We start from the raw sequence: 20,346 nt of genomic DNA on the forward strand, positions 1-20,346 counted from the left end.
ACGCCAGAAGGAAATCCCAAGGCTTTTCTGTATCAGTCCCACATGTATATGGGGCGCGGCACGTCGCCGTGACAATATTCTATCAAATTGCATGCATAGCTGTCTTTTAAAGGCACGGCAAGAAATCAGGCTGGAGCCACGAGCTTTCAAACAGAATGCTTGACGTCTCGACAGTCACGGGCCACATCTTTGCGTCATGAATACGGTTCCTCAAAATCAGCTCACAAGCGTCTGTGTTTATTGCGGCTCCAGCTTTGGCTCGGACCTGTCCCACGAGGCGGCCGCCACCCGGCTCGGCCAGCTCATCGCCGAGGCAGGCCTGCGCCTGGTCTATGGCGGCGGCTCGGTCGGTCTGATGGGCACGGTTGCGAATTCGGCACTGGAAGCGGGCGGCAAAGTCACCGGCATTATACCGCATTTCCTCGAAAAGCGGGAGGTCATGCTGGAATCCCTGGATGACCTGATCATCACCAAGGACATGCACGAGCGAAAACACCTGATGTTCCAGAAGGCGGATGCATTCATTGCCCTGCCTGGCGGCATCGGAACGCTTGAGGAAGCCGTGGAGATGATGACCTGGGCGCAGCTCGGCCAGCATCGCAAGCCCGTGGCGCTTGCCAATATCAACGGTTTCTGGTCGCCCCTTCTCGAACTGTTCGACCATATGCGCGCCCAGGGCTATATCCGTCCGGAGACGGAAGTGCCCTATCTGGTGGCCAAACGCGTCGAAGATGTCCTGCCGATGCTGCAACGGGCCGTTGGCGGCGGGGACCAGGATAATCCGGACGAAGTCGCTACGGTTTCGGAACTTTAGGGCCCGGACTTCCAAACTCGATTGCAGCCGTGCCAAGACGGCTGCGACGGCCAGCGCCAAAACCCCTTGGCCAACGCACCCATCCACCTGCCGACTTTTCCTTCCGGCTCCTCGCCGTTTTGGCTCCGGCGCGTCATATTCGACGGGTTCTGTCTCGGGTAATCCGAATTATTTACCCATTTGCATTACATGCCATAGGACTGGCAAAAATTGATGTTTATCAGTTGGAGTCGCCCGAATTGGACAGTACCGTTACGTGAAATCTAAGAGGGAGAGGCAATCAATGGGGGTTCGCCACTCTTTCCAGAGCAGCAGGCCACGCCATGCAGACCACTCTCCTGGTTGAAGACGCATCGTTCTTTGAAAAGGCGATCGTCAAGAAATTGCATGAAGTCGGCCGTCACCAGATCATGGTTGCCCGATCCTATGCGGAGGCGGAAAACTGCCTGGATCTTCCGATCGGCGACCCGGACCTTGCCCTCGTCGACCTGACACTACCCGACGCGCCGGACGGCGAGATCGTGGACCTGTGCAGTGAAAGGCACATCCCGACCATCGTCTTCACCAGCCGTTTCGATCCGAAAATCCGGAACAAGATGCTGAGCAAGGGCGTGATCGACTACGTCCTGAAAGACTCCCCGGCAGTCTGAATTACGTCGCCGACCTGATCCGCAAGCTGGCGCATAACCCGAAAATCGGCGTTCTCGTCATCGATGATGCTCACGTTGAACGCGAAGCCATTTCGCAGATCGTCGCCAAGCACCTTTACAAGGTGTACCAGGCCGGCTCCACCGACGAAGCCCTTCAGTGCTTGAAAGAGAACACGGACATCAAGCTGGTTCTGGCGGACTATTTCATGCCGGGCAAGGACGGTTTTGCGTTTCTGAAAGCCGTGCGCCGCCAGCACAAGGCGGAGGAAGTCGGCGTGATCGGCATGTCTTCCTATGCCAAGCCGGAAAACCGGGTGCAGTTTCTCAAATACGGCGCGGCGGATTTCGTCGACAAGCATTGCCCGCCGGAAGAACTGCTGCTGCGGATTTCGCAGAACCTCGACTACATGTACCGCATCGAAGAGCTGAACAACCTGGCGATGCGGGACGCCCTGACCGGGCTTTACAACCGGCGTTACCTGCTGGAGGGAGTCGCCAAGGCGGTCAAGTCCTGGCCGACTTCGGAAAACAGCCGGCACTGGCTCGCCCTCCTCGACCTGGATTCCTTCAAGAGCATCAACGACAAGCTCGGCCACGACTTCGGCGATGCCGTGCTGACGAGCTTTGCCCGGCATCTGCTGAAGCTTTCCGGCGAACGGGATGTGGTCACCCGCCTTGGCGGCGATGAATTCTGCGTCGTATTCCGCGACAAGACGGAAGAAGACGTCGTCCACCTTCTGGAAAGCCTTCTGGACACCATTCAGACCTCACCGGTCAGACATGCGGGTGAGGAGCACCACATGAGAACCAGCATCGGCCTCGCCCCCATTCAGGAAGGCAAGCTGGGCGACGCCCTGAAGGGCGCCGACCTCAGGCTCTATACCGCCAAGCGCACCGGGCGGGGCCAACTGGTTTCAACAGGCTGATCCGCCGCTCGTACTGTCACGCGGCCCTTCGGGCGGCACCCCGATAGCGGCGCCAGCTGTCATAGGTGAAGACCGCCAGCGCCGCCCAGATCAGCAAGAAACCGATCAGCCTGGTCTGGTCCAGTGGTTCCCCCCAGATATAGACCGCCATCAGGAAGTGCAGGGACGGTGCGAGATATTGCATCAACCCGAGCATGAAGAGCGGCAGGCGGCGCGCGGCCGAAGAAAAGCAGATCAGGGGTACAGCGGTGACAACGCCCGTTCCGGCAAGGGCGAGGAGAACCGGCAGATCGTCCAGAACCAGCGCATCGACACCCCAGCTCAGGTTCAGCAGCATATAGCTGGCGGCGAGCGGAAAGAGCAGCAGCGTTTCGACGAACAGGCCGGGCGTTGCCTTGACCGGCGTGACCTTGCGGACATAGCCATATCCGGCGAATGAGAAGGCCAGCATCAGCGAGACCCATGGAACGCCTCCGGCAAGGACCGCCTGCAGGATAACGGCCAAGGCTGCGATAGCGACCGCAATCCCCTGCCAGAGCCTCAATCGCTCGCGCAGCACTACCAGGCCGACCAGGATGCTCACCAGCGGATTGATGAAATAGCCAAGCGAAACGTCAAGCACCCGCTCGTTGGTAATCGCCCAGACAAACACCAGCCAGTTGACCGCGATAAAACATGCGGAGGCCGTCAGCCCCAGGACGATTTTCGGCTGGTGGAAGATCTCCCGCACCTCCGGCCAGCGGCCGCGCAGGTAAAGAAAAACGCCGACAAAGAGCACGGACCACAGGATGCGATGAGACACGACGATGTCCCCCGGAACCGTATCCGTCAGCTTGTAGTAGGCCGGAAGAAAGCCCCACATGCCGTAGGCGGCCAGGCCGAACAAAAGACCTTGCCGGAACTCGGCCGTCGACTCGGAGTCCGGCAGCACCGTCTGCGACATCGGATTTGCCCTTTTGGAGAACGGCCGTAGCGGCGCCTCAGGTGAGGTTGGCCTTCATCAGCGCGAATGTAATGGAATCCGCCAAGGCCTGGAACGAGGCATCGACGATATTGGACGACACTCCAATCGTGAACCAGCGGCGATGGGTTTTCGTATCGTGGCTTTCGATCAGAACGCGCGTGACCGCGCCCGTGCCACCATTGAGGATTCTGACCTTGTAGTCAATGAGCTCCAGACCTTCGATCGCGGACTGGTATTTGCCCAGATCCTTGCGCAACGCCATGTCGAGCGCATTGACCGGCCCGTTGCCCTCGGCCACGGACATGCGGGTCTCTCCGTCGACATCCACCTTCACCACCGCTTCGGAGACGGTCACCAGGTCGCCGATCGCATTGAACCGGCGCTCCACCATCACGCGGAACGAATTGATCTCGAAAAACCGCGGCACCTCCCCCAGCTCCCGCCGCGCGAGCAACTCGAATGAAGCATCCGCGGCCTCATAGGCATAGCCCTCCGCTTCGCGCTCCTTCACCAGCGCCAGCAGCCGGTCGAGCCGCGGATCGGATTTGTCGACCTGGATGCCGACCCGGGTGAGTTCGCCGATGAGATTGCTCTTGCCCGCCTGATCGGACACCAGAACACGCCGCCGATTGCCGACGCATTCCGGGTCCACATGCTCGTAGGTCTGCGGGTCCTTGAGGATGGCGGAAGCATGGATGCCCGCCTTGGTGGCAAAGGCGGTCTCGCCGACATAGGGCGCCTGCCGGTCGGGCGAGCGGTTCAGGATCTCGTCAAAAGCATGGGAAATCGACGAGATCTCCCTGAGCTGCCCATCGCTCACGCCGATCTCGAAACGGTCCGCATAGGCGGATTTGAGCTTGAGGGTCGGGATCAGCGTGATCAGGTTGGCATTGCCGCAGCGCTCGCCGAGGCCGTTCAGCGTTCCCTGAATCTGGCGTACACCGGCATCGACCGCCGCCAGGGAGTTGGCGACGGCGTGGCCGGTGTCGTCATGGGTGTGGATGCCCAGGTGACTCCCGGGCACGACTTCCTGCACACGGGTGACGATGTCATGGATTTCATCCGGAAGCGTGCCGCCATTGGTGTCGCACAACACGACCCAGCGTGCGCCTGCCAGATAGGCGGCACGGGCGCATTCAAGGGCGTAACCCGGATTGGCCTTGTAGCCGTCGAAGAAATGCTCGCAATCGATCATCGCTTCCTTGCCGGCCGCGACGGCGGCGGCGACGGTTTCCTCGATCGACTGCAGGTTCTCCTCATTGGTGCATCCGAGCGCGACACGAACGTGGTAATCCCACGCCTTGGCAACAAAGCAGCAGGCGTCGGACCTGGCGGCGAGGATCTCCTGAAGACCGGGATCATTGGCGGCGGAGCGGCCCGCCCGCTTGGTCATGCCGAACGCGGTAAAGGCCGCCTTCGCCGTGCGCTTCTCGCTGAAGAACTCCGTATCCGTCGGATTGGCGCCTGGATATCCGCCTTCCACATAATCGACCCCCAGCCGCTCCAGCAATTCGGCAACGACGATCTTTTCATTCACCGAGAAATCGACGCCGCTGGTTTGCGCGCCATCGCGGAGCGTGGTGTCGTAGAGGTAGAGGCGTTCCTTGGTCATCAATGTGTCCTGCCCAGCCCTGCGGCTGCCTGTTATCCGTTGTCCGTTTCGCTGGCCTGCGGCCAGGTTTTCGTGTCATGATCGGGATGCTGGTTGGAGACGATGGAGGCCAGAAAGGCCGCCGTTTCAAAATCTTCTTCCGTGGTTCGTGTCGGCAGGTCCGCCATGTGGTCCGTATAGGGCAGCTTGCCCTCGACGCCGAACTGGATCACAGGAACGATTTCCGCCGGATTGTCGAAGGCGCCGATCGCGATCGCGTCGCCTTCCGGAGTTTCATAGGTCAGCGGCGTACCGCACTGCGCGCAAAAGCCGCGCGCGACCATATTGGAACTCTGGAACCGTTTCGGCTGGCCCCGCGTCCAAGTCAGATCCCCGCCTTCCCGAATGCTGACAAGAGGCGCATAGAAATTGCCGAAAGCCTTCTGGCACATGCGGCAGTGACAGATCGACCCTTTTCCGAGCTCTCCGGAAACGCGGAACCGCACGGCCCCGCATTGACATCCGCCCGTGTAGATTTTCGTCATGAGTTCCTCCTTGGCCAGGTTTGCGTATCGTGATCCGGATGCTGGCAGTTGCTCGATGCAACGTCATCGATACCGCCCGGCAGATCATCCCGGTTTGACTGACTTTCCCGCAAGCTGAACAACGCGGCGTAGAAAGGCACCCGCCCCTCGACGCCGGACTGCTCAATTGGCACGACGGCTGCGACGTCGTCCAGACTTCCGTGGGTGAAAGCGATATGGTCGCCGCCAATCGTGTCAAAAGCGAGCGGTGTTCCACAGGCCTGGCAGAAACCGCGCCGGACAGGCCTGGACGAATGAAACCAGGACGGCTCGCCGCGGGTCCACTCAAAATCCTTTTTCGCCGCTCCGATCAGCGGCAGAAAGAAATTGCCCGAGGCCTTCTGGCACATGCGGCAGTGGCACAGATGCGGATATCCGACCTCCCCGCGCACCCGGTAGCGCACGGCCCCGCACTGACAGCCGCCGGTCAGGGGCTTGACCTCGCTCATCAGCAGGTCTCCTTTCCGCAGGCACGCTGAACGGGTCGCAAAGGGCAGACACCTCCCCTATCGATCAACGCGAGCACCTTCCCCGCGAAAGGACAGAGGGGGGTATCCCGCCTATCCGCCGGAACAGAGTTCACCGCTTGACCTCCCAGGTTGTCACGCGCTCGCCGGTTTCGGAGTCTTTTGAATCCTTTAGGAGGATTCCTTGAGACGACAGCTCATTGCGGATCCTGTCGGCCTCGTCCCAGTTCTTGGACTTCAAGGCATCCAGCCGGGCGCCGACGGCGGCCTCGACGGCCGCGGTGTCAACACCGGAGAGGTCCGCCTTGAGCGGCCCGACACCCAGCAGTGCCGCCGATGCCGAATAGACCGCCAGCTTTTCAGGATCCTTTGCCGCCTCGACGGCGAGGGCATGCAGGGTCTGGATGGCGGCTGCCGTGTTCAGGTCGTCATTGAGCGCCGCGACGACTTCCGCCGCGGGTGCGGCGTCGGTCTCCACCGGCTCGGGCCACCTGGCCAGAAGGTGCTCGGCCTCTTCCAGCTTGCGCACGGAAAAGTCGATCGGCTCGCGGTAGCTCGTCATCAGCATGGCCATGCGCAGAATTTCGCCGGGCCATTTGCGGCCGCCGAAGGTTTCGTTTTCCAGGAGTTCCTTGATGGTGAAGAAGTTGCCCTCCGACTTGGACATCTTCTTGCCTTCCACCTGCAGAAAGCCGTTGTGAAGCCAGTAGTTGGCCATGACCCTGGTGCCATGGGCGCAACGGGACTGGGCGATCTCGTTCTCGTGGTGCGGGAAGATCAGGTCCAGCCCGCCGCCGTGAATGTCGAAGACCTTGCCGAGGTGGTGTTCGCTCATCACCGAGCATTCGATATGCCAGCCCGGACGCCCGCGGCCCCAGGGGCTGTCCCAGCCTGGCTCCTCGTCGGAGGAGAGTTTCCAGAGCACGAAATCGCCGGGGCTCTTCTTGTGTGCCTCAACGGCAATGCGCGCACCGGCCAGTTGCTCGTCCAACTTGCGCTTCGAAAGCCCGCCATAGTCCGGCATGGAGTGCGTATCGAACAGCACCTCGCCTCCGGACTCGTAGGCATGGCCCTTTTCGATCAGCACCTTAATCATCCCGATCATGCCGTCGATATGTTGTGTTGCCCGCGGCTCGAAGGTCGGCTCCAGAACGCCGAGCGCCTTGATATCCTTGTGGAACTGATCCGCCGTCTGCTGCGTCACCCGGGCGATCGCATCGTTGAGCGGCAGGTCGGGATAGTCGCGCAGGGCCCTTGCGTTGATCTTGTCGTCGACGTCGGTGATGTTGCGCACATAGGTGACATGCGCCGCGCCATAAAGATGGCGCAACAGGCGGAACAGCACATCGAAGACGATGACCGGCCGGGCATTGCCGATATGCGCGAAATCGTAGACAGTCGGTCCGCAGACATAGAGACGCACGTTCTCATCGTCGATCGCCCTGAAATCTTCCTTCTGGCGGGTCAACGTGTTGGTGAGCCTCAAGCCCTTGAAAGTGCCGGATGTTTCCGTCTCAGCGGCGCTCATGTCAAACGGTCTCCTGGCCGGCTGGCCGGGCGGTCCGTCTCAGAGGAATTTGTGCCAAGAGGGAACGGCCACAGCCAGCGGTGTCGCTAGCTGCAAATAATGGTGATCGAAATGATGTTCCGTGTGGCCGTCATCATGGCCAGCTTTATGGACCGGAAAACCGAATGCGGTCAAGGCCACAATTGCCATGAAGCGGCGAGGCGCGCGGGCCTGCGGAACCGATGCCACATGCAAGTTGAGGTCGAGCTGCGCAAATTGTTCCCATCCCGGATGGAGCGCTTCAAAGCCAAAAAGGCGGCACAGCTTTTCTGCTTTCTTGAGATTTCACCTGACGGATTGTTGATCTATGCTTGCTTGACTGAGAATCATGAGGAGATTTTCCTGTGGGGCGCATTTTTCCAGGTGGTTTTATTTCAGCCGGCTTTCTTTTCTTCGCCGCGCTGGGGCTTGCGGCACTCCAGTCTCCCGTGCAGGCGGAAGCGCAGGCGCAGACCGAGGCGGCCAAGCAAGCCCGGACCGCACCAGCGCCCCCTGTTTTTCCGGAGCCTGAGACACCGATCGCCAAAGCAATCCAGGCGGCATTATCGCCCGATATTGCGCAAGGGCTGGTGCTCTATTACGGCGAACGCGCATTTGCCCCGGTCTGGTTCAACGAGAACGGCCTGACGGAATATGCCCACCTGGCGATCGCCACGATGGCTGCCGCCAACGATCATGCACTCGATCCGAACAATTACGGCCCACTGGAGCTGGCGCAACGCTCCGAAACCGCACAGACCCCGGAGGAATGGGCAAAATTCGATCTGGACCTGTCGGTTCAGTTCCTGCGTTACGTGACGCATGTATCCTCCGGCCGCGTGCAGCCCAACAAGGTCAACAAGGCGCTCAACCTCTTCCCGCACCGGCCCGACCCGAAGAAACTCTTTGAAAATGCGGAACAGGCCGTCGACTTCAGCGCCTTTCTGGATGGTCTCCCGCCGCAATCGGACAACTATGCCAGGCTGAAGCGTCGCCTTGCCCAGTACAGGGAGAAGGCCGCGGCCGGCGGCTTCACGCCCATGCCGGACGGAGACGTACTGAAACCCGGCATGAGCGACCCGCGCATTCCCGTCCTTCGCACGAGGCTGATGGAAGAGGATGTTCCCGCGGCAGCCGAACATGCAGGCGACATCTATGACGGCGCCCTGGTCGAAGCTGTCAAGATCTTCCAGGAGTATCATGGCCTCGATGCGGACGGCGTGGTCGGCAAGAATACGCTGGCGCAGCTCAACATTCCGATCCAGGACAAGCTCATCCAGATGGAGCTCAACATGGAGCGCCGCCGCTGGATGCGCGACGATCTGGGCGACTTCTATATTTTCGTGAACCTTGCCGACCAGAACCTGAAGGTGGTCCGCGACGGCAAGACCGTCCACACGGCGCGCGTCGTCGTCGGAAAGCCCTATCACGCAACTCCGGTCTTCTCCGACCAGTTGGAGTATGTGGAGATCAATCCCTACTGGAACGTGCCTTACTCCATTGCGACGAAGGAATACCTGCCTAAGCTGAAGCAGAATCCCATGGCCCTGGGGGATCAGCAGATTCTGTGTCTTTCAGGACGGTCAGGAAATTCCCGCAAGGCAGATCGCATGGAACAGCTATTCGGGCGGAAACTTCCCCTTCCGCCTGCGTCAGGACCCGGGCGATGGCAACGCGCTTGGGCGGGTGAAGTTCATGTTCCCGAACAAGTTCAACATCTACATTCACGACACGCCGTCGAAGTCTCTGTTCGCCCGCCCGGAGCGCGCCTTCAGCCATGGCTGCATCCGGGTCTCGGATCCGTTTGCGCTTGCGGGCGTTCTTCTGGACCACGTCAACGCCACGCCTGGTCATTGGGAACAGATACGCGACAGCGGCGAGCGCACCGTCGTCAAGCCACAGGCGCTCATCGAAGTTCACCTGACCTATCTGACGGCCTGGATGAACAAGGACGGGTCGACCCATTTCAGAAAGGACATCTACGGGCGCGACGAGGTTTTGCTGGAGGCGCTCAGAACCGCCATGACCCAAAATCTTTAGGCGATTTTTAGGCGATTTCCAGGCGTCGACGTTCATTTTGGGGAGCTGTCATGACGCATTTTATAGGGTGAAAACGGCCCCAGGAATACAGTCAACCAATTGAAATTTAATTCGTTTTCACGATGTTTAGATAACTGAACGGAAGCTGAATGCGCCGCTCAGCATGGGTTCAAGGCACCACCCCTATTCTCCGGGCAATGGATACAGATTGCCGTCAGGAGAAACCCATGTTGAACCGCATTTTCGTCATTATATTTCTCGCCATCGTTCTGGGCGGTCCATTTGCCGCCATCATCATGATCACAGATGGCACCAAGGCTTTCGGCAATGAAATGCAGCAGAAAAGCATGTGCCTGTTAACCGGAACCGGATGTGGCGACGGAAACATCATTGTCACGATGGCCGCGCGGATATAAAAGGCGCGTGAAAGCTGAAAGCTTGACTCAAGCTTGCAGTTTCACCGGATGTTTGGCAAGGTCGACCCATGGACTACAAAGCACTTGAAGAAAAAGCAGAATCCGCGGCTGATTTCTTGAAAATGATGGCGTCTGCGCCGCGTCTACTGCTGATGTGCCTCGTGCTTGAGGAAGAGCGTTGCGTGAGTGATCTTGCAGAGCAAACCGGCATGCGCATGCCGACTGTCTCGCAGCAGCTGGCTCTTTTGCGTGCCCAGGGCCTGGTCACCACCCGGCGCGAAGGCACCACGATCTACTACCGTCTGGCCAGTGAACCGGTGAAAGACATCATGGGGATGCTCTACAAGCATTTCTGCGCCGGAACCGACCTGCCGGTCGGCAAGCGTCTGGAAGCTGTAGACGCGGACTGATACCAACCGTCATTGATTATGACTCATCTGATGGACCAGATCGGTTTGTCGGCGAGGCGCGTCGCGCAGCGCGACCGTCCGGTCGGGCAAGCGATGCAACGACGTCCGGCGGGCCGATATGGTCCACCGAAGGCCGAGTTTTCGAAACGCCCGGACGTCGTCGCACTTCTTGGCCGATGCCCCGCATCGCCCTGCGAAGCCCTCCTCGCCGGACGGTCCGAAAACTCGGTCAGATGGGCCATAATCAATGACGGTTGGTATGATCCGCGTCCGGACGTATTCCTGCCGACGCTCAGCCCTTCACGAATTCCTCGCATTTCGGCGGCGTCTCATCGCCCCAGGGCATGATCGGAACAGTGGAGGTGGAGTTCTTGGGGCTGCCCTCGATCAGCTTGTCGGAATAGATCAGGTAGACAAGCACGTTCCGCTTGGTATCGCAGCCGCGCACGATCTGCATTTTCTTGAACAGGAGCGAGCGGCGCTGGCGGAACATTTCCTCGCCCTGCTCGAAATTTTCCTTGATGGTGACCGGACCGACCTGGCGGCAGGCCAGCGAAATGTCGGACACCTCCTCGGCAACTCCGAGCCAACCGGAGACACCACCCTTTTCGGGCACGGTGAAATGACAGGCAACGCCCTCCACGATCGGATCGTCAATGGCATAGGTCGCGAGCTTGTGGTCCGGGGTCAGAAACTTCCAGACGGTCGACTTTTTGAAGATGAGATCGGGGTCTTCCGCGGATAGCGCAGCCCCAGTCCCCTGGATACACAGTGCCATGGCAAGAGCAGCGGCGGTTAGAAAACGCATTTTGGCCTCCGGTTAGTGGGACCTCAGACATGTGGGGTCGGCATTCCGACGGTCAAGCAGGAAGTTGAGCAGGACACGCCAAGGCACGTGGGCAGGGAGAACGCGCAGGAAAATCGGAAAGCCGTCGGGAGGCTGGGACAGCAATGAAGTTGCGGCCGCCCGGCCTTTCTCGGGAGGGGCTCAGAAGAGAACGTGGCCGCGCTGGCGGGCTTCAGCCTGCAAAAATTACATCGCGGCCAGGCGCAGGGCGCGCCGGGATGACGACCTGATCGAGGATTGTCACCAGGCCAGGACGCGCCTTAGCGGGTCTCTTCCAGAACCTTTTCGCCCTCTGCGCCGCTCTCTTCGTTTTCTGAAGCAGACGTTTCCTCATCGCTGCCGATTTCAACGGCATCGTCCGCCGAAAAGTCAAAGGGCTCGTCGTCGCCGGATTCTTCTTCCTCCGGTGCCTGAGAAAGCGAGGCTGCGAAGTCGTTGTCCGAGACAAGCTCGGTTCCCTCGCTGTCGGCCGGTGCAACGGATGTGCTGTTTTCGGTTGCCGGCTCGGCCTCGGGGGCAGCCTCCTCGACCGGCGCCACGGTTTCTTCTTCCGGCTCACCTGCAGCCAGTGCGCCTTTCAGCGCATCGCGAAGATCGGCATGGCGCTCGCGCGTCCAGACCTGCGGCTGATCAAGGCCGAGTGCCTCGTCATAGGCGCGCGCGACGTTCAACGGCAAATGGAAGTCGAAATCCTCCCTTTGCCCGAATTGCGGAACCAGAGCGTCTTTCACCGCATGGAACGTATCCTTGAGGCCAAGGCCCTGATCGACGCATGCTGCTGCGGCGTCGCGCAGTGTCGTGACGAAATCGCGCGTGGTTTCAATGGCTGTCGCAACAGCCTGTGCCCCGAGCGCGGACCGGCCGCGACCCGGCATCAGCGCATTCGGCCGGAAGGCGGAAATGCGGTCGAGTGCGCGCGGCCAATCGGCGAGATGGGCATCGCCGCAATAGGGCGCAGCGGATTTCTGAACCAGATCGCCGGAGAAGATGACCGAACTGGCCGGCACCCAGACGACAATGTCTCCCATTGTGTGACCGCGGCCCAGATGCATCAGCCGGACGTCAAGCCCGCCAAGGTCGATCGTCATGGAGGAAGCGATGGTCATTGTGGGTTCGACGACTTCACCATTTGCGGGCAGGCCGGCAAACAGTTCCGCAGAACGTTCCCTTGAAAGCCGGATTTCCTCCTTGCCGCGGGTATCCATCATGCGCCTGGTGAGGTCGGAAGCAACGATTTCCCCCGGCTCAAAGGCCGGAGAGCCGAGCGAATGGTCCGCGTGAAAATGGGTCAGGACCAGCTGTTTGACCGGCTTGTCGGTGATGTCACGGATTTTGCTCAGCACCTTTTCGGCGAGCTCGGGGCTTGCCTGGCCGTCGACAATCAGAACACCCCGTTCGCCTATGATCACTCCCGTGTTGGAGCAGCCATCGGCGCTATAGGCGTAACACCCACGGCCCAGTTCCTCGAACCGTTCGTTATCTCCCACAGCTGCGGACTTGTTCTTAACGTCTACCATAGCGGCCTCGCTTTCCTGCCGGCTGAGTGCTTGCCTGTGGCTATGCATCCGGCGTCTCGGCTTTTCTTGTTGACTGTAGCGTCTCAGTTTCCTTCACTGATTCGCAAATCTTCCCTCGTTAATTCCTTAACTATTCCTTTCTTATCAACAGATAGGTCTGCCTATATTGCCGCCCGTTCACTATATGCACTCAAAGCTCAGCGCCAATCTTGCTTGCATCCCCGCGAATTGTTTTAAAGCTGCGGCGGTTGTCTTTCCCGACAACTTCAATCGACTATACTTGTCGCGCCCCAGCCCCTTATCCCGGCTCCCGGCTCCCGGCTCAAGAGACTGCGGCCTGGAGCATCCAGCAGTCTCACGGGGTGCTCTAGAACTTTGAAAGCGATCACCTTTTCTGCCTTCAGGTGAAACACCCGAATGCAGGTTGATGTATTAAGAGAAGATGGCCGGATCACGGCAATGCTCATCCGTCGCCGCGATGCGGCTCAAGAAACCTCCGAGGCAGCGTCCAATTCATGTCCGACGAACCAGGTTCAACCACCCTTCAGACCAAGCCGGCGCAGGAGCAGAAGCCCGTTCTCAAACTGAGCAGGTTCCTGCCCTATCAACTCAATCATCTGGCCGAAACCGTCAGCCGCTCCTTTTCCAGGATCTATGCGGAGAAATACGGCATCGGCATCCCGGAATGGCGGGTCGTCGCGACCCTGGGCGAATACAAGGCGCTGACCGCGCGTGACATCAGCCGGTCGACATCGATGCACAAGACGAAGGTGAGCCGGGCCGTAGCCGCGCTGGAGAAGCGCGGCCTGATCGTGCGGGACAGAAACCCGGATGACCAGCGCGAACAGACCCTGAAACTGAGCCCGAAGGGCAGCAGGATGTATCAGGATATCGTCCCTGACGCGCTGGCTTATTCCGCAGAGCTGCAGGACGCGCTCACAGAGGAGCAGAAAGCCCTTCTGGACGACATTTTCGAACGGCTGCACAAGGCCGCGAGATCCCTTGGAAGCGACGGCCATTAACCGAACGTGAGCGCTTTGATTGCTATTGATGTCACGACAGCGATAGTGACGCGCCACCGCAAGGCTGTGCCGCGCTGCAGGGGATGGGTATGAGGCTTTGGAGCAAAGTCGGGTCTGCTGATTTATTTCGCGCACTTGCCGTCTGCGCCGTCTTCGTCCTGCCCGCAGCGGACGCATCCGCCGCCAGCTGTTCGAGCCTGCAGGCCGAATTGCGCCGCCTGGAATCGGGTTCCGCTTCGCAATCTCCCGCCGCACAGAAATGGACGTCTGCCAAGGCCCGGCAGCAAGAGGCGCTTACCGCCGCGCAGCGGGATGCGGGCTATCTCGGCTGCGCGAATTCGTCGACACCCGAGTGCAAGTCGCTCAACGGCAAGATCAAGCAGATGAAGACCAATCTGGCCGCGATCGAGCGTCAACTGGCAAAGTCCGGCGGCGGCTCTTCTGCCAGCACCGGGCGGCTTCGACAGATCAAGGCGTCGCTTGCCAGCCAGAATTGCAACGCCCCCGCCCGGGCGCAAGACGCCCGATCCCGAACCGACGAAGGCCAACCGCGCTCGCTGTTGTCACGTCTTTTCGGCGGGCAATCCCAACAACCGCGCCAAACCGTGTCGGCCCGATCGGGCGACCCCGGGATAAGGGCGGTGCGTTCGCAACACAGCAGCAGCATATCCAGTGCCCGCATTCCGACCGGCGGCACGTTCCGGACGTTATGCGTGCGCACCTGTGACGGCTATTTCTTCCCGCTCAGCTTCTCGACCGGCAAGAACCATCTTCCCTATGACGAGGCGCGCTGCTCCGAAATATGCCCGGCCGCTCCGACCGAACTTTACGTCTACCGGAACCCGGGTGGAGATCGGTCGCAGATGATTTCCCTGGCCGGCAAGCTCTATTCGGAGCAGCCGTTCGCCAATCGCTACAAGGCGGAATTCGTGCAGGGCTGCAGCTGCCGAGCGGCGCAACAGTCGAAAAGCCCCTCGTCCTGGAAAGAACTGTCCTCCGGCTCCGCAGACCGTGTCTTCTTCGCCGATATCAGTTCGGGCCTGCCCAGACGCTCGCTGCACCCGAGCCGGGGCGCCACCTTCGAGGAAAGCGGCAACACTCCCTCACCGCTCTCAGGAACGCCGCTGGAACGAGCGCATCTGCCGCCTTACGAAGATCCTGACACGCGCTTCAACCTGGAAAAGGGCTTTGATGTCGCCGCTCGCCTCAGTGATGCGGCAAAGAGGCTGAAGCGGGACGCGGATGTGGTGGAGGTCCATTCAACGACCGATGACGGCCTGCCATTGCTGTCGACCCGCACTCTCCCCCTTGACGGGGATGCGGAGCTGGCATCCGTCTCACCGGTCTTCAAGAGCGAAGACCCGGGGTTTCGCCCGGCGGAGGACCGCAAGGCGCCCGTCAGGGTAGTCGGTCCAGAATATTTTGTCGCCCAATAAGCGGCAGCAGATCCTTCATGTCCGGCCCGTGATCCATACCCGTGAGCACACGGCGCAGCGGCATGAACAGGCCCCGGCCCTTTCGGCCCGTTTCGGCCTTCAGCGCACCGGTCCAGGCGCCCCACGTCTCCCGGGTCACTTCCCCTTCGGGAAAGAAGTCCCTGGCCCTGGCGACAAAGTCCCGGTCTTCCTCGTCGATCCGCCCTTCGACGGGGCCGGCGACAACCTGCCAGTAGGTACGGGCGTCATCGACCGTCTCGCAATTGCCGCGCACGGTTTCCCAGAATTCCGGGCCAGCATCGATCCCGAGCCCGGCCAGCCTGTCCTTGACGGCCTCGAACGGCAGTTCATGAACGAGGCGGGCATTGAGGTTCCTGAGTTCTTCCGGGTCGAATTTGGCGGCTGATTTCGAGACGCTGGCAAGGTCGAATTTCTCGACAAGGGCGTCCATGGCGGGTACGGGCTCGACGGACTGGCTGGTTCCGGTCAGAACGGCGAGAGAGGCAACCGCCATGGCCTCGAGCCCGGATTCGCGCAAGGAGGCAATGGACAGCGCGCCCTTGCGCTTCGAAAGCCCTTCGCCTTCCCGTGTCGTCAGCAGGTTGTGGTGACCGAAGACCGGGGCCTTGGCTCCAAGAGCCTCGAATATGGCAATCTGGACACCCGTGTTCGACACGTGGTCCTCGCCGCGGATGATGTGGGTCACGCCCATGTCGATGTCATCGACGATCGACGTGAACGTATAAAGATACGTCCCGTCGGCGCGGATCAGCACCGGGTCGGACATGGAGGCAAGGTCGACCGCCTGCTCGCCCCGGCAAAGATCGGTCCAGGCGACTTCGGTGCGCTGCGTCTCGAAGGGATTGCCCTCGTGGTTGGGCAGCAGGAACCGCCAATGCGGTTTGCGTCCTTCCGCTTCCAGTGCGGCCCGCTCGTCATCCGTCAGCTTCAACGCTGCGCGGTCATAGACCGGCGGACGGCCAAGCGCGCGCTGGCGCGAGCGGCGGCGCTCCAGTTCGTCCGGCGTTTCGTAGCACGGATAGAGAAGGCCGGCGTCCTTCAGCCTTTGCGCGGCGGCATCATAATTTGCGACACGCTCCGACTGGCGCTCGATCCGGTCCGGGTCGATTCCCAGCCAGCGCAGGTCCCGTTCGATCGACTCGACATATTCCTGTTTCGAACGCACCAGGTCGGTATCGTCGAAGCGCAGGATGAACCGCCCACCCGACTTTCTGGCAAAAAGCCAGTTATAGAGGGCGGGACGGCTGTTGCCGATGTGGATATGGCCGGTCGGCGACGGCGCAAAGCGAACAGTTACGGTCATGGCGTTTCAGTTAGCCGGGGATCGCACAGTCGGCAACCCCAAAACAGAGATCGGTTTCAAGATAGTGCGTTTGACCGGTAGGCACGCGACATCAGGGTCAGAACGGCAATGAATGCCACGCAATAGAGCGCCATCCCGGTCACCTGCCGGTCGAACGGAACATTCAGGTCGATCAGCCAGCCGATCAGCCCCGGGCCCGCCGCCGAGGCGAACACCATCATTGAAAACGCGACGGAGCGGATCGCGCCCATGTGCCGGGTTCCGTAGACCTCGGGCCAGAATGCGCCGACAAGAGTGCTGTTGAAGCCGTTGGAAATGCCGACAAGCGCCATGAAGATGAATGCCGCCGCCGGTGCGTGATAGTTGGCGAGCACGAAGCACCCGACGGTCAGCGGCATCAGCGTGAAGGGCAGCAGCTGTCTGGCCGAAAAGCGGTCGATCAGCGGACCGATCACCAGCGAGGCACAGACGACGCCCGTGGCCATCAGCAGGAACGAGCTGGCGAACAGCTCGAGCGTCCAGCCGCGCAACTCCACGAGATAGACCTGGTGAAAGAAAATCGTCGTCCCGATAAAGGCCGGCGCGTTGACCCCGCAGGACACCAGCCAGAAGCGCGGGTCGCTCAGGGCCTCCTTGCGGGTCCATTGCCGCCCCTCGGGCTTGACGGAGGCAACTTCCGCCGCGCTCGGGATGCGGTCCCTGGAAAGGAGCATCATCAGCACTGGCAGGGCCACAAGCGCCAGCACCAGGGCGGAGACGGTCCAGGCGCCGCGCCATCCAAAGGCGTTGCTGAGCACAACGAAGCAGAGCGGGAACAGCGCCTCGGCGGTGGGAAAGCCGAGAACAGCAATGGAAACCGCGCGCCCGCGCCGCGCGGAAAACCAGCGCCCGGCCGCCGTGATCGCGGTATGGGTCATCATTCCCTGACCGCAAAGACGCAGGCCGTAGAAGGCCAGGGCGATCATCCACACGGAGAAGGTGGTTGCCATTGCGAGGCAGAACAGCGCCAGGCCGGTGATGACCACCGCTGCAATTCGCTGGACCGGAAAATGATCGACGCTCCGGCCGACATAGGGGAGCGTCAGGGCGCTGCCGAGCGTTGCCAGCATGTAAAGCAGCCCCAGGTCGCCGTGGCTGAGGCCGAACTCGGCCCGCAGGTCCCCGCCGGAAAGAGAAATGAAAAACGTCTGGCCGAAGCCTGAGAACACCGCGAGCAGGTAGCTGGCCGACAACCAGCGTGCATTCTCGCGCAGGAACGCAATATAGGTCATATGATCTTTGGAGCCGCGGGACCGGCGCAGGATCAGGAGCGGTCCCGGAAGCGGTTGGTGATGGGATACCGGCGGTCTTTGCCGAAATTTCTTGCGGTGATTTTCACACCCGGAGGCGCTTGCCGGCGCTTATACTCGGCGACGTAGAGCAAATGTTCAACCCGGTGGATCAGGTCCCGGCTGTGGCCGCGCTCCTCGATTTCGCTGACAGACATTTCATGTTCCACCAGGCATGTCAGTATGTCGTCAAGGACATCGTAAGGCGGGAGGGAATCCTGATCGGTCTGGTTTTCCCTCAGTTCCGCCGTCGGCACCTTGATGATGATGTTCGAAGGGATCACCTCGCCTGCCGGCCCCAGCAGGCCGTCCGGCCTGTTGGCGTTGCGCCAGGCGGACAGGTGATAGACCTGGGTCTTGTAAAGGTCCTTGACCGGGTTGAAACCGCCATTCATGTCGCCATAAAGCGTCGCGTAGCCGACGGACATCTCGGACTTGTTGCCGGTAGTGAGAACCATCCTGCCGAACTTGTTGGAGACGGCCATGAGGATGACGCCGCGCGAACGGGACTGCAGGTTCTCCTCGGTCGTGTCCTCTTTCGTGCCTTTGAAAATTCCGCGAAGCGCGGACATGAAGCCCTCGACCGGTTCCGAGATCGGAATAGTGTCGTAGCGGATGCCCAGGCGAGATGCGCAGGCCGCGGCATCCTTGATGCTCTCTTCGGAGGTATAGCGATAGGGCAGCATGATCGCGTGAACCTTGTCGGCGCCCAGGGCGTCCACCGCCATTGCGGCGCAGATCGCGGAATCGATGCCCCCGGACAGCCCCAGAACGACACCGGGGAACCCGTTCTTTTCGACATAGTCGCGAAGCCCCAGGACACAGGCCTTCCAGTTGGCCTCGTCGAGGTCCGGCAGTGTTGCGAACTCCCCCTTCTCGCAGATCCAGGTGTCCCCCTCGCGCTTCCAGTCGCTAATGCCGAGCGCCGCTTCAAATTGCGGCATCTGGAATGCCAGCGAACGGTCGGCATGAAGGGCAAAGGAGCCGCCGTCGAAGACGAGCTCATCCTGGCCGCCCAACTGGTTGCAGTAAATCAGCGGCAGTCCGGTCTCGACCACGCGGGAGACGACGACCTGCAAGCGTTCCTCCGCCCGGTTCTGCCAGTAGGGAGAGCCGTTTGGAACCAGCAGAAGTTCGGCGCCGGTTTCCTCCAGGCACTCGCAGACCTCGTCGTCCCAGATGTCTTCGCAAATCGGCAGGCCGATGCGCACGCCGCGGAAGTCCACCGGCCCCGGCAGGGGACCTGTCGCAAAAACACGTTTTTCGTCGAACACGCTGTAATTCGGCAGATCGTATTTGTAACGGACGGCCTTGATCTCGCCCTGATCGATCAGAAGCACCGCGTTATAGACCTTGCCGTCATCGCCCCTCCAGGGCGTGCCGAGCACCAGTCCCGGGCCGCCATCGGCCGTCTCCTTCGCCAGCGTTTCGGCAACCTCCATGCAGCGCCGAACGAAGGCCCGCTTCAGCACAAGGTCTTCCGGCACATAGCCGGCCAGAATGAGCTCTGAGGTCAGGACGAGATCGGCGCCTTTTTCAGCCGCTTCGACACGCGCCTTGCGGACGAGATCCGCATTGCCGGTCACATCGCCAACGGTTGGGTTCAGCTGCGCGACAGCCAGTCTAAATCGATCAGAGGTCATGGAAACGATAGCCAGGAAGTGTCATTTCCCTTGGTGTAGCCGCATGGCCAAAAGGTTGCAATCGCGGAAAAGGCGAAAGCTGCCGCTTTACCGCCGCCATGGCGTCTAAAGCAGCGCCTGGCCGCTTTTCTCGGCAGCCGGATGCAAAGGCGCCGTAACGGACACGTTGGCGCCGCGAAGCCCACCGCCGGGTTTCGACCAGCCCGGACCGAGCATTCCCTTTGAGCGGCCGAACAATTTCTGCCGTTCCAGAATATCCCCAATGTGGCTGTAAAGGATTGCCGGAGAAATCGGCTTGGCGACAAAGCCGTGAACGCCGATGCCAATGGCCTCCAGGATCGTCGCGCGCCTGGCATGCGCCGTGACGATGAGCACCGGCGTCGTGCTGACCACAGAATCGTGATCGCTGCGCAGGATCCGCAGGAACTCACTGCCGCCAAAAGGGGTCATGGCCCAGTCGCACAGAACGATGTCGGGTTTTCGATCGACGACAAGTTCAAGGGCATCCGCGCCGTCGCTGGCCTCGAGAACCGTGCGGATGCCAAAGCCGGAAAGCACCGAGCGCAGGATTGCGCGCATATGCAGGTTGTCTTCCGCAACAAGGCAGGAAACCTTCGAAAGATCCCACGTCTCGCGCAAGCCCTCGCCCCTTTACCGCATAGTCCGCCGTTACGGCAGATATGCGCCTCGAGCGTTAAACGAGCCTTACCGGGCGGGCCGATTTCGCAAATTTTCTCAAAGACGAGCACCGAGCGAACTCAACGGCCGACCGTGGAATCTCCGCGTGGCTTCGTCCGGAATGACGATGGGGGAAGTGTTCT

General features: G+C 60.7%; 19 protein-coding genes and 1 pseudogene. 9 read left to right on the forward strand and 11 right to left on the reverse strand.

All coding sequences use genetic code 11. From position 1 onward, the window contains the following. Positions 1 to 196: 196 nt before the first annotated feature. The 3 genes from ON753_RS12600 (at position 197) to ON753_RS12610 (ending at position 2,390) form a co-directional block, all read left to right on the forward strand. A complete protein-coding gene (locus tag ON753_RS12600) occupies positions 197 to 814 on the forward strand; it encodes an LOG family protein (protein WP_265962982.1) in 618 nt (205 codons plus the stop codon). Positions 815 to 1,137: 323 nt separating this feature from the next. Continuing rightward, complete coding sequence (locus ON753_RS12605) at positions 1,138 to 1,464, forward strand: response regulator (RefSeq protein ID WP_265962983.1); 327 nt, start codon at positions 1,138 to 1,140, stop codon at positions 1,462 to 1,464. A gap of 98 nt (positions 1,465 to 1,562) precedes the next feature. Further along, entirely contained in the window at positions 1,563 to 2,390 is an 828-nt protein-coding gene (locus tag ON753_RS12610) for a GGDEF domain-containing response regulator (RefSeq protein ID WP_265967141.1), read from the forward strand. 16 nt (positions 2,391 to 2,406) lie between these two features. Here the strand turns inward: ON753_RS12610 and rarD are convergent, their stop codons facing one another. The 5 genes from rarD to cysS all read right to left on the reverse strand — a co-directional run bounded on the left by rarD (position 2,407) and on the right by cysS (position 7,524). Next, the gene (gene rarD / locus ON753_RS12615) at positions 2,407 to 3,333 is read right to left on the reverse strand and encodes an EamA family transporter RarD (RefSeq protein ID WP_265962984.1); all 927 of its coding nucleotides are present in this window, start codon (positions 3,331 to 3,333) and stop codon (positions 2,407 to 2,409) included. 37 nt (positions 3,334 to 3,370) lie between these two features. Then, positions 3,371 to 4,966, reverse strand: a complete 1,596-nt coding sequence (gene cimA / locus ON753_RS12620) for a citramalate synthase (protein ID WP_265962985.1) — start codon at positions 4,964 to 4,966, stop codon at positions 3,371 to 3,373. A gap of 32 nt (positions 4,967 to 4,998) precedes the next feature. Further along, a complete protein-coding gene (locus ON753_RS12625) occupies positions 4,999 to 5,490 on the reverse strand; it encodes a GFA family protein (RefSeq protein WP_265962986.1) in 492 nt (163 codons plus the stop codon). Continuing rightward, positions 5,487 to 5,978 (reverse strand): GFA family protein, encoded by a 492-nt coding sequence (locus tag ON753_RS12630; RefSeq protein ID WP_265962987.1) that lies wholly within the window; start codon positions 5,976 to 5,978, stop codon positions 5,487 to 5,489. The genes ON753_RS12625 and ON753_RS12630 overlap by 4 nt, the downstream gene beginning before the upstream one ends. A 130-nt stretch (positions 5,979 to 6,108) precedes the next feature. After that, positions 6,109 to 7,524 carry a cysteine--tRNA ligase gene (cysS, locus tag ON753_RS12635; RefSeq protein ID WP_265962988.1) on the reverse strand — a complete coding sequence of 472 codons (1,416 nt, stop codon included), beginning with the start codon at positions 7,522 to 7,524 and terminating at the stop codon, positions 6,109 to 6,111. A 608-nt stretch (positions 7,525 to 8,132) separates the two neighbouring features. Between cysS and ON753_RS12640 the strand changes: the two are divergent. The 4 genes and pseudogenes from ON753_RS12640 to ON753_RS12655 all read left to right on the forward strand — a co-directional run. Beyond that, positions 8,133 to 9,011 (forward strand): annotated as a pseudogene (locus ON753_RS12640) (L,D-transpeptidase scaffold domain-containing protein); the annotation flags it as partial. 217 nt (positions 9,012 to 9,228) lie between these two features. Continuing rightward, on the forward strand, positions 9,229 to 9,582 hold the full coding sequence (locus ON753_RS12645; RefSeq protein WP_265967142.1) for a L,D-transpeptidase family protein: 354 nt from the start codon (positions 9,229 to 9,231) through the stop codon (positions 9,580 to 9,582). Positions 9,583 to 9,809: 227 nt separating this feature from the next. Continuing rightward, positions 9,810 to 9,998, forward strand: coding sequence for a sugar transporter (locus ON753_RS12650; protein ID WP_265962989.1), 189 nt, complete (start codon positions 9,810 to 9,812; stop codon positions 9,996 to 9,998). A 68-nt stretch (positions 9,999 to 10,066) separates the two neighbouring features. Then, positions 10,067 to 10,408 carry an ArsR/SmtB family transcription factor gene (locus ON753_RS12655; protein WP_265962990.1) on the forward strand — a complete coding sequence of 114 codons (342 nt, stop codon included), beginning with the start codon at positions 10,067 to 10,069 and terminating at the stop codon, positions 10,406 to 10,408. 292 nt (positions 10,409 to 10,700) lie between these two features. Here the strand turns inward: ON753_RS12655 and ON753_RS12660 are convergent, their stop codons facing one another. Beyond that, a complete protein-coding gene (locus ON753_RS12660) occupies positions 10,701 to 11,216 on the reverse strand; it encodes a CreA family protein (RefSeq protein WP_418067878.1) in 516 nt (171 codons plus the stop codon). 299 nt (positions 11,217 to 11,515) lie between these two features. Beyond that, complete coding sequence (locus ON753_RS12665; RefSeq protein WP_265962991.1) at positions 11,516 to 12,772, reverse strand: MBL fold metallo-hydrolase; 1,257 nt, start codon at positions 12,770 to 12,772, stop codon at positions 11,516 to 11,518. Between the two features lie 515 nt (positions 12,773 to 13,287). Between ON753_RS12665 and ON753_RS12670 the strand changes: the two genes are divergently transcribed. Beyond that, positions 13,288 to 13,794 (forward strand): MarR family winged helix-turn-helix transcriptional regulator, encoded by a 507-nt coding sequence (locus ON753_RS12670; protein ID WP_265962992.1) that lies wholly within the window; start codon positions 13,288 to 13,290, stop codon positions 13,792 to 13,794. A gap of 89 nt (positions 13,795 to 13,883) precedes the next feature. Next, the gene (locus tag ON753_RS12675) at positions 13,884 to 15,230 is read left to right on the forward strand and encodes a DUF2865 domain-containing protein (RefSeq protein ID WP_265962994.1); all 1,347 of its coding nucleotides are present in this window, start codon (positions 13,884 to 13,886) and stop codon (positions 15,228 to 15,230) included. Here the strand turns inward: ON753_RS12675 and gltX are convergent. The 4 genes from gltX to ON753_RS12695 form a co-directional block, all read right to left on the reverse strand. After that, on the reverse strand, positions 15,193 to 16,554 hold the full coding sequence (gene gltX / locus ON753_RS12680; RefSeq protein WP_265962995.1) for a glutamate--tRNA ligase: 1,362 nt from the start codon (positions 16,552 to 16,554) through the stop codon (positions 15,193 to 15,195). The genes ON753_RS12675 and gltX overlap by 38 nt on opposite strands. 56 nt (positions 16,555 to 16,610) lie before the next feature. Next, complete coding sequence (locus ON753_RS12685; protein WP_265962996.1) at positions 16,611 to 17,825, reverse strand: MFS transporter; 1,215 nt, start codon at positions 17,823 to 17,825, stop codon at positions 16,611 to 16,613. A gap of 32 nt (positions 17,826 to 17,857) precedes the next feature. Further along, the gene (locus ON753_RS12690; protein ID WP_265962997.1) at positions 17,858 to 19,525 is read right to left on the reverse strand and encodes an NAD+ synthase; all 1,668 of its coding nucleotides are present in this window, start codon (positions 19,523 to 19,525) and stop codon (positions 17,858 to 17,860) included. A 105-nt stretch (positions 19,526 to 19,630) separates the two neighbouring features. Further along, the gene (locus ON753_RS12695; RefSeq protein ID WP_265962998.1) at positions 19,631 to 20,164 is read right to left on the reverse strand and encodes a response regulator; all 534 of its coding nucleotides are present in this window, start codon (positions 20,162 to 20,164) and stop codon (positions 19,631 to 19,633) included. Positions 20,165 to 20,346 lie beyond the last annotated feature (182 nt).

The organism is Roseibium salinum (genome assembly GCF_026240905.1).
Taxonomy (GTDB): domain Bacteria; phylum Pseudomonadota; class Alphaproteobacteria; order Rhizobiales; family Stappiaceae; genus Roseibium; species Roseibium salinum.

Excerpts from the sequence above, each read along its gene's own strand:
- ON753_RS12655 (WP_265962990.1), top strand. The coding sequence starts at position 10,067 with ATGGACTACAAAGCACTTGAAGAAAAAGCAGAATCCGCGGCTGATTTC.
- cimA (WP_265962985.1), bottom strand. The coding sequence starts at position 4,966 with ATGACCAAGGAACGCCTCTACCTCTACGACACCACGCTCCGCGATGGC.
- ON753_RS12625 (WP_265962986.1), bottom strand. The coding sequence starts at position 5,490 with ATGACGAAAATCTACACGGGCGGATGTCAATGCGGGGCCGTGCGGTTC.
- ON753_RS12670 (WP_265962992.1), top strand. The coding sequence starts at position 13,288 with ATGTCCGACGAACCAGGTTCAACCACCCTTCAGACCAAGCCGGCGCAG.
- ON753_RS12685 (WP_265962996.1), bottom strand. The coding sequence starts at position 17,825 with ATGACCTATATTGCGTTCCTGCGCGAGAATGCACGCTGGTTGTCGGCC.
- ON753_RS12630 (WP_265962987.1), bottom strand. The coding sequence starts at position 5,978 with ATGAGCGAGGTCAAGCCCCTGACCGGCGGCTGTCAGTGCGGGGCCGTG.
- ON753_RS12690 (WP_265962997.1), bottom strand. The coding sequence starts at position 19,525 with ATGACCTCTGATCGATTTAGACTGGCTGTCGCGCAGCTGAACCCAACC.
- ON753_RS12675 (WP_265962994.1), top strand. The coding sequence starts at position 13,884 with ATGAGGCTTTGGAGCAAAGTCGGGTCTGCTGATTTATTTCGCGCACTT.
- ON753_RS12660 (WP_418067878.1), bottom strand. The coding sequence starts at position 11,216 with ATGCGTTTTCTAACCGCCGCTGCTCTTGCCATGGCACTGTGTATCCAG.
- ON753_RS12650 (WP_265962989.1), top strand. The coding sequence starts at position 9,810 with ATGTTGAACCGCATTTTCGTCATTATATTTCTCGCCATCGTTCTGGGC.
- cysS (WP_265962988.1), bottom strand. The coding sequence starts at position 7,524 with ATGAGCGCCGCTGAGACGGAAACATCCGGCACTTTCAAGGGCTTGAGG.
- ON753_RS12605 (WP_265962983.1), top strand. The coding sequence starts at position 1,138 with ATGCAGACCACTCTCCTGGTTGAAGACGCATCGTTCTTTGAAAAGGCG.
- ON753_RS12600 (WP_265962982.1), top strand. The coding sequence starts at position 197 with ATGAATACGGTTCCTCAAAATCAGCTCACAAGCGTCTGTGTTTATTGC.
- ON753_RS12665 (WP_265962991.1), bottom strand. The coding sequence starts at position 12,772 with ATGGTAGACGTTAAGAACAAGTCCGCAGCTGTGGGAGATAACGAACGG.
- rarD (WP_265962984.1), bottom strand. The coding sequence starts at position 3,333 with ATGTCGCAGACGGTGCTGCCGGACTCCGAGTCGACGGCCGAGTTCCGG.
- gltX (WP_265962995.1), bottom strand. The coding sequence starts at position 16,554 with ATGACCGTAACTGTTCGCTTTGCGCCGTCGCCGACCGGCCATATCCAC.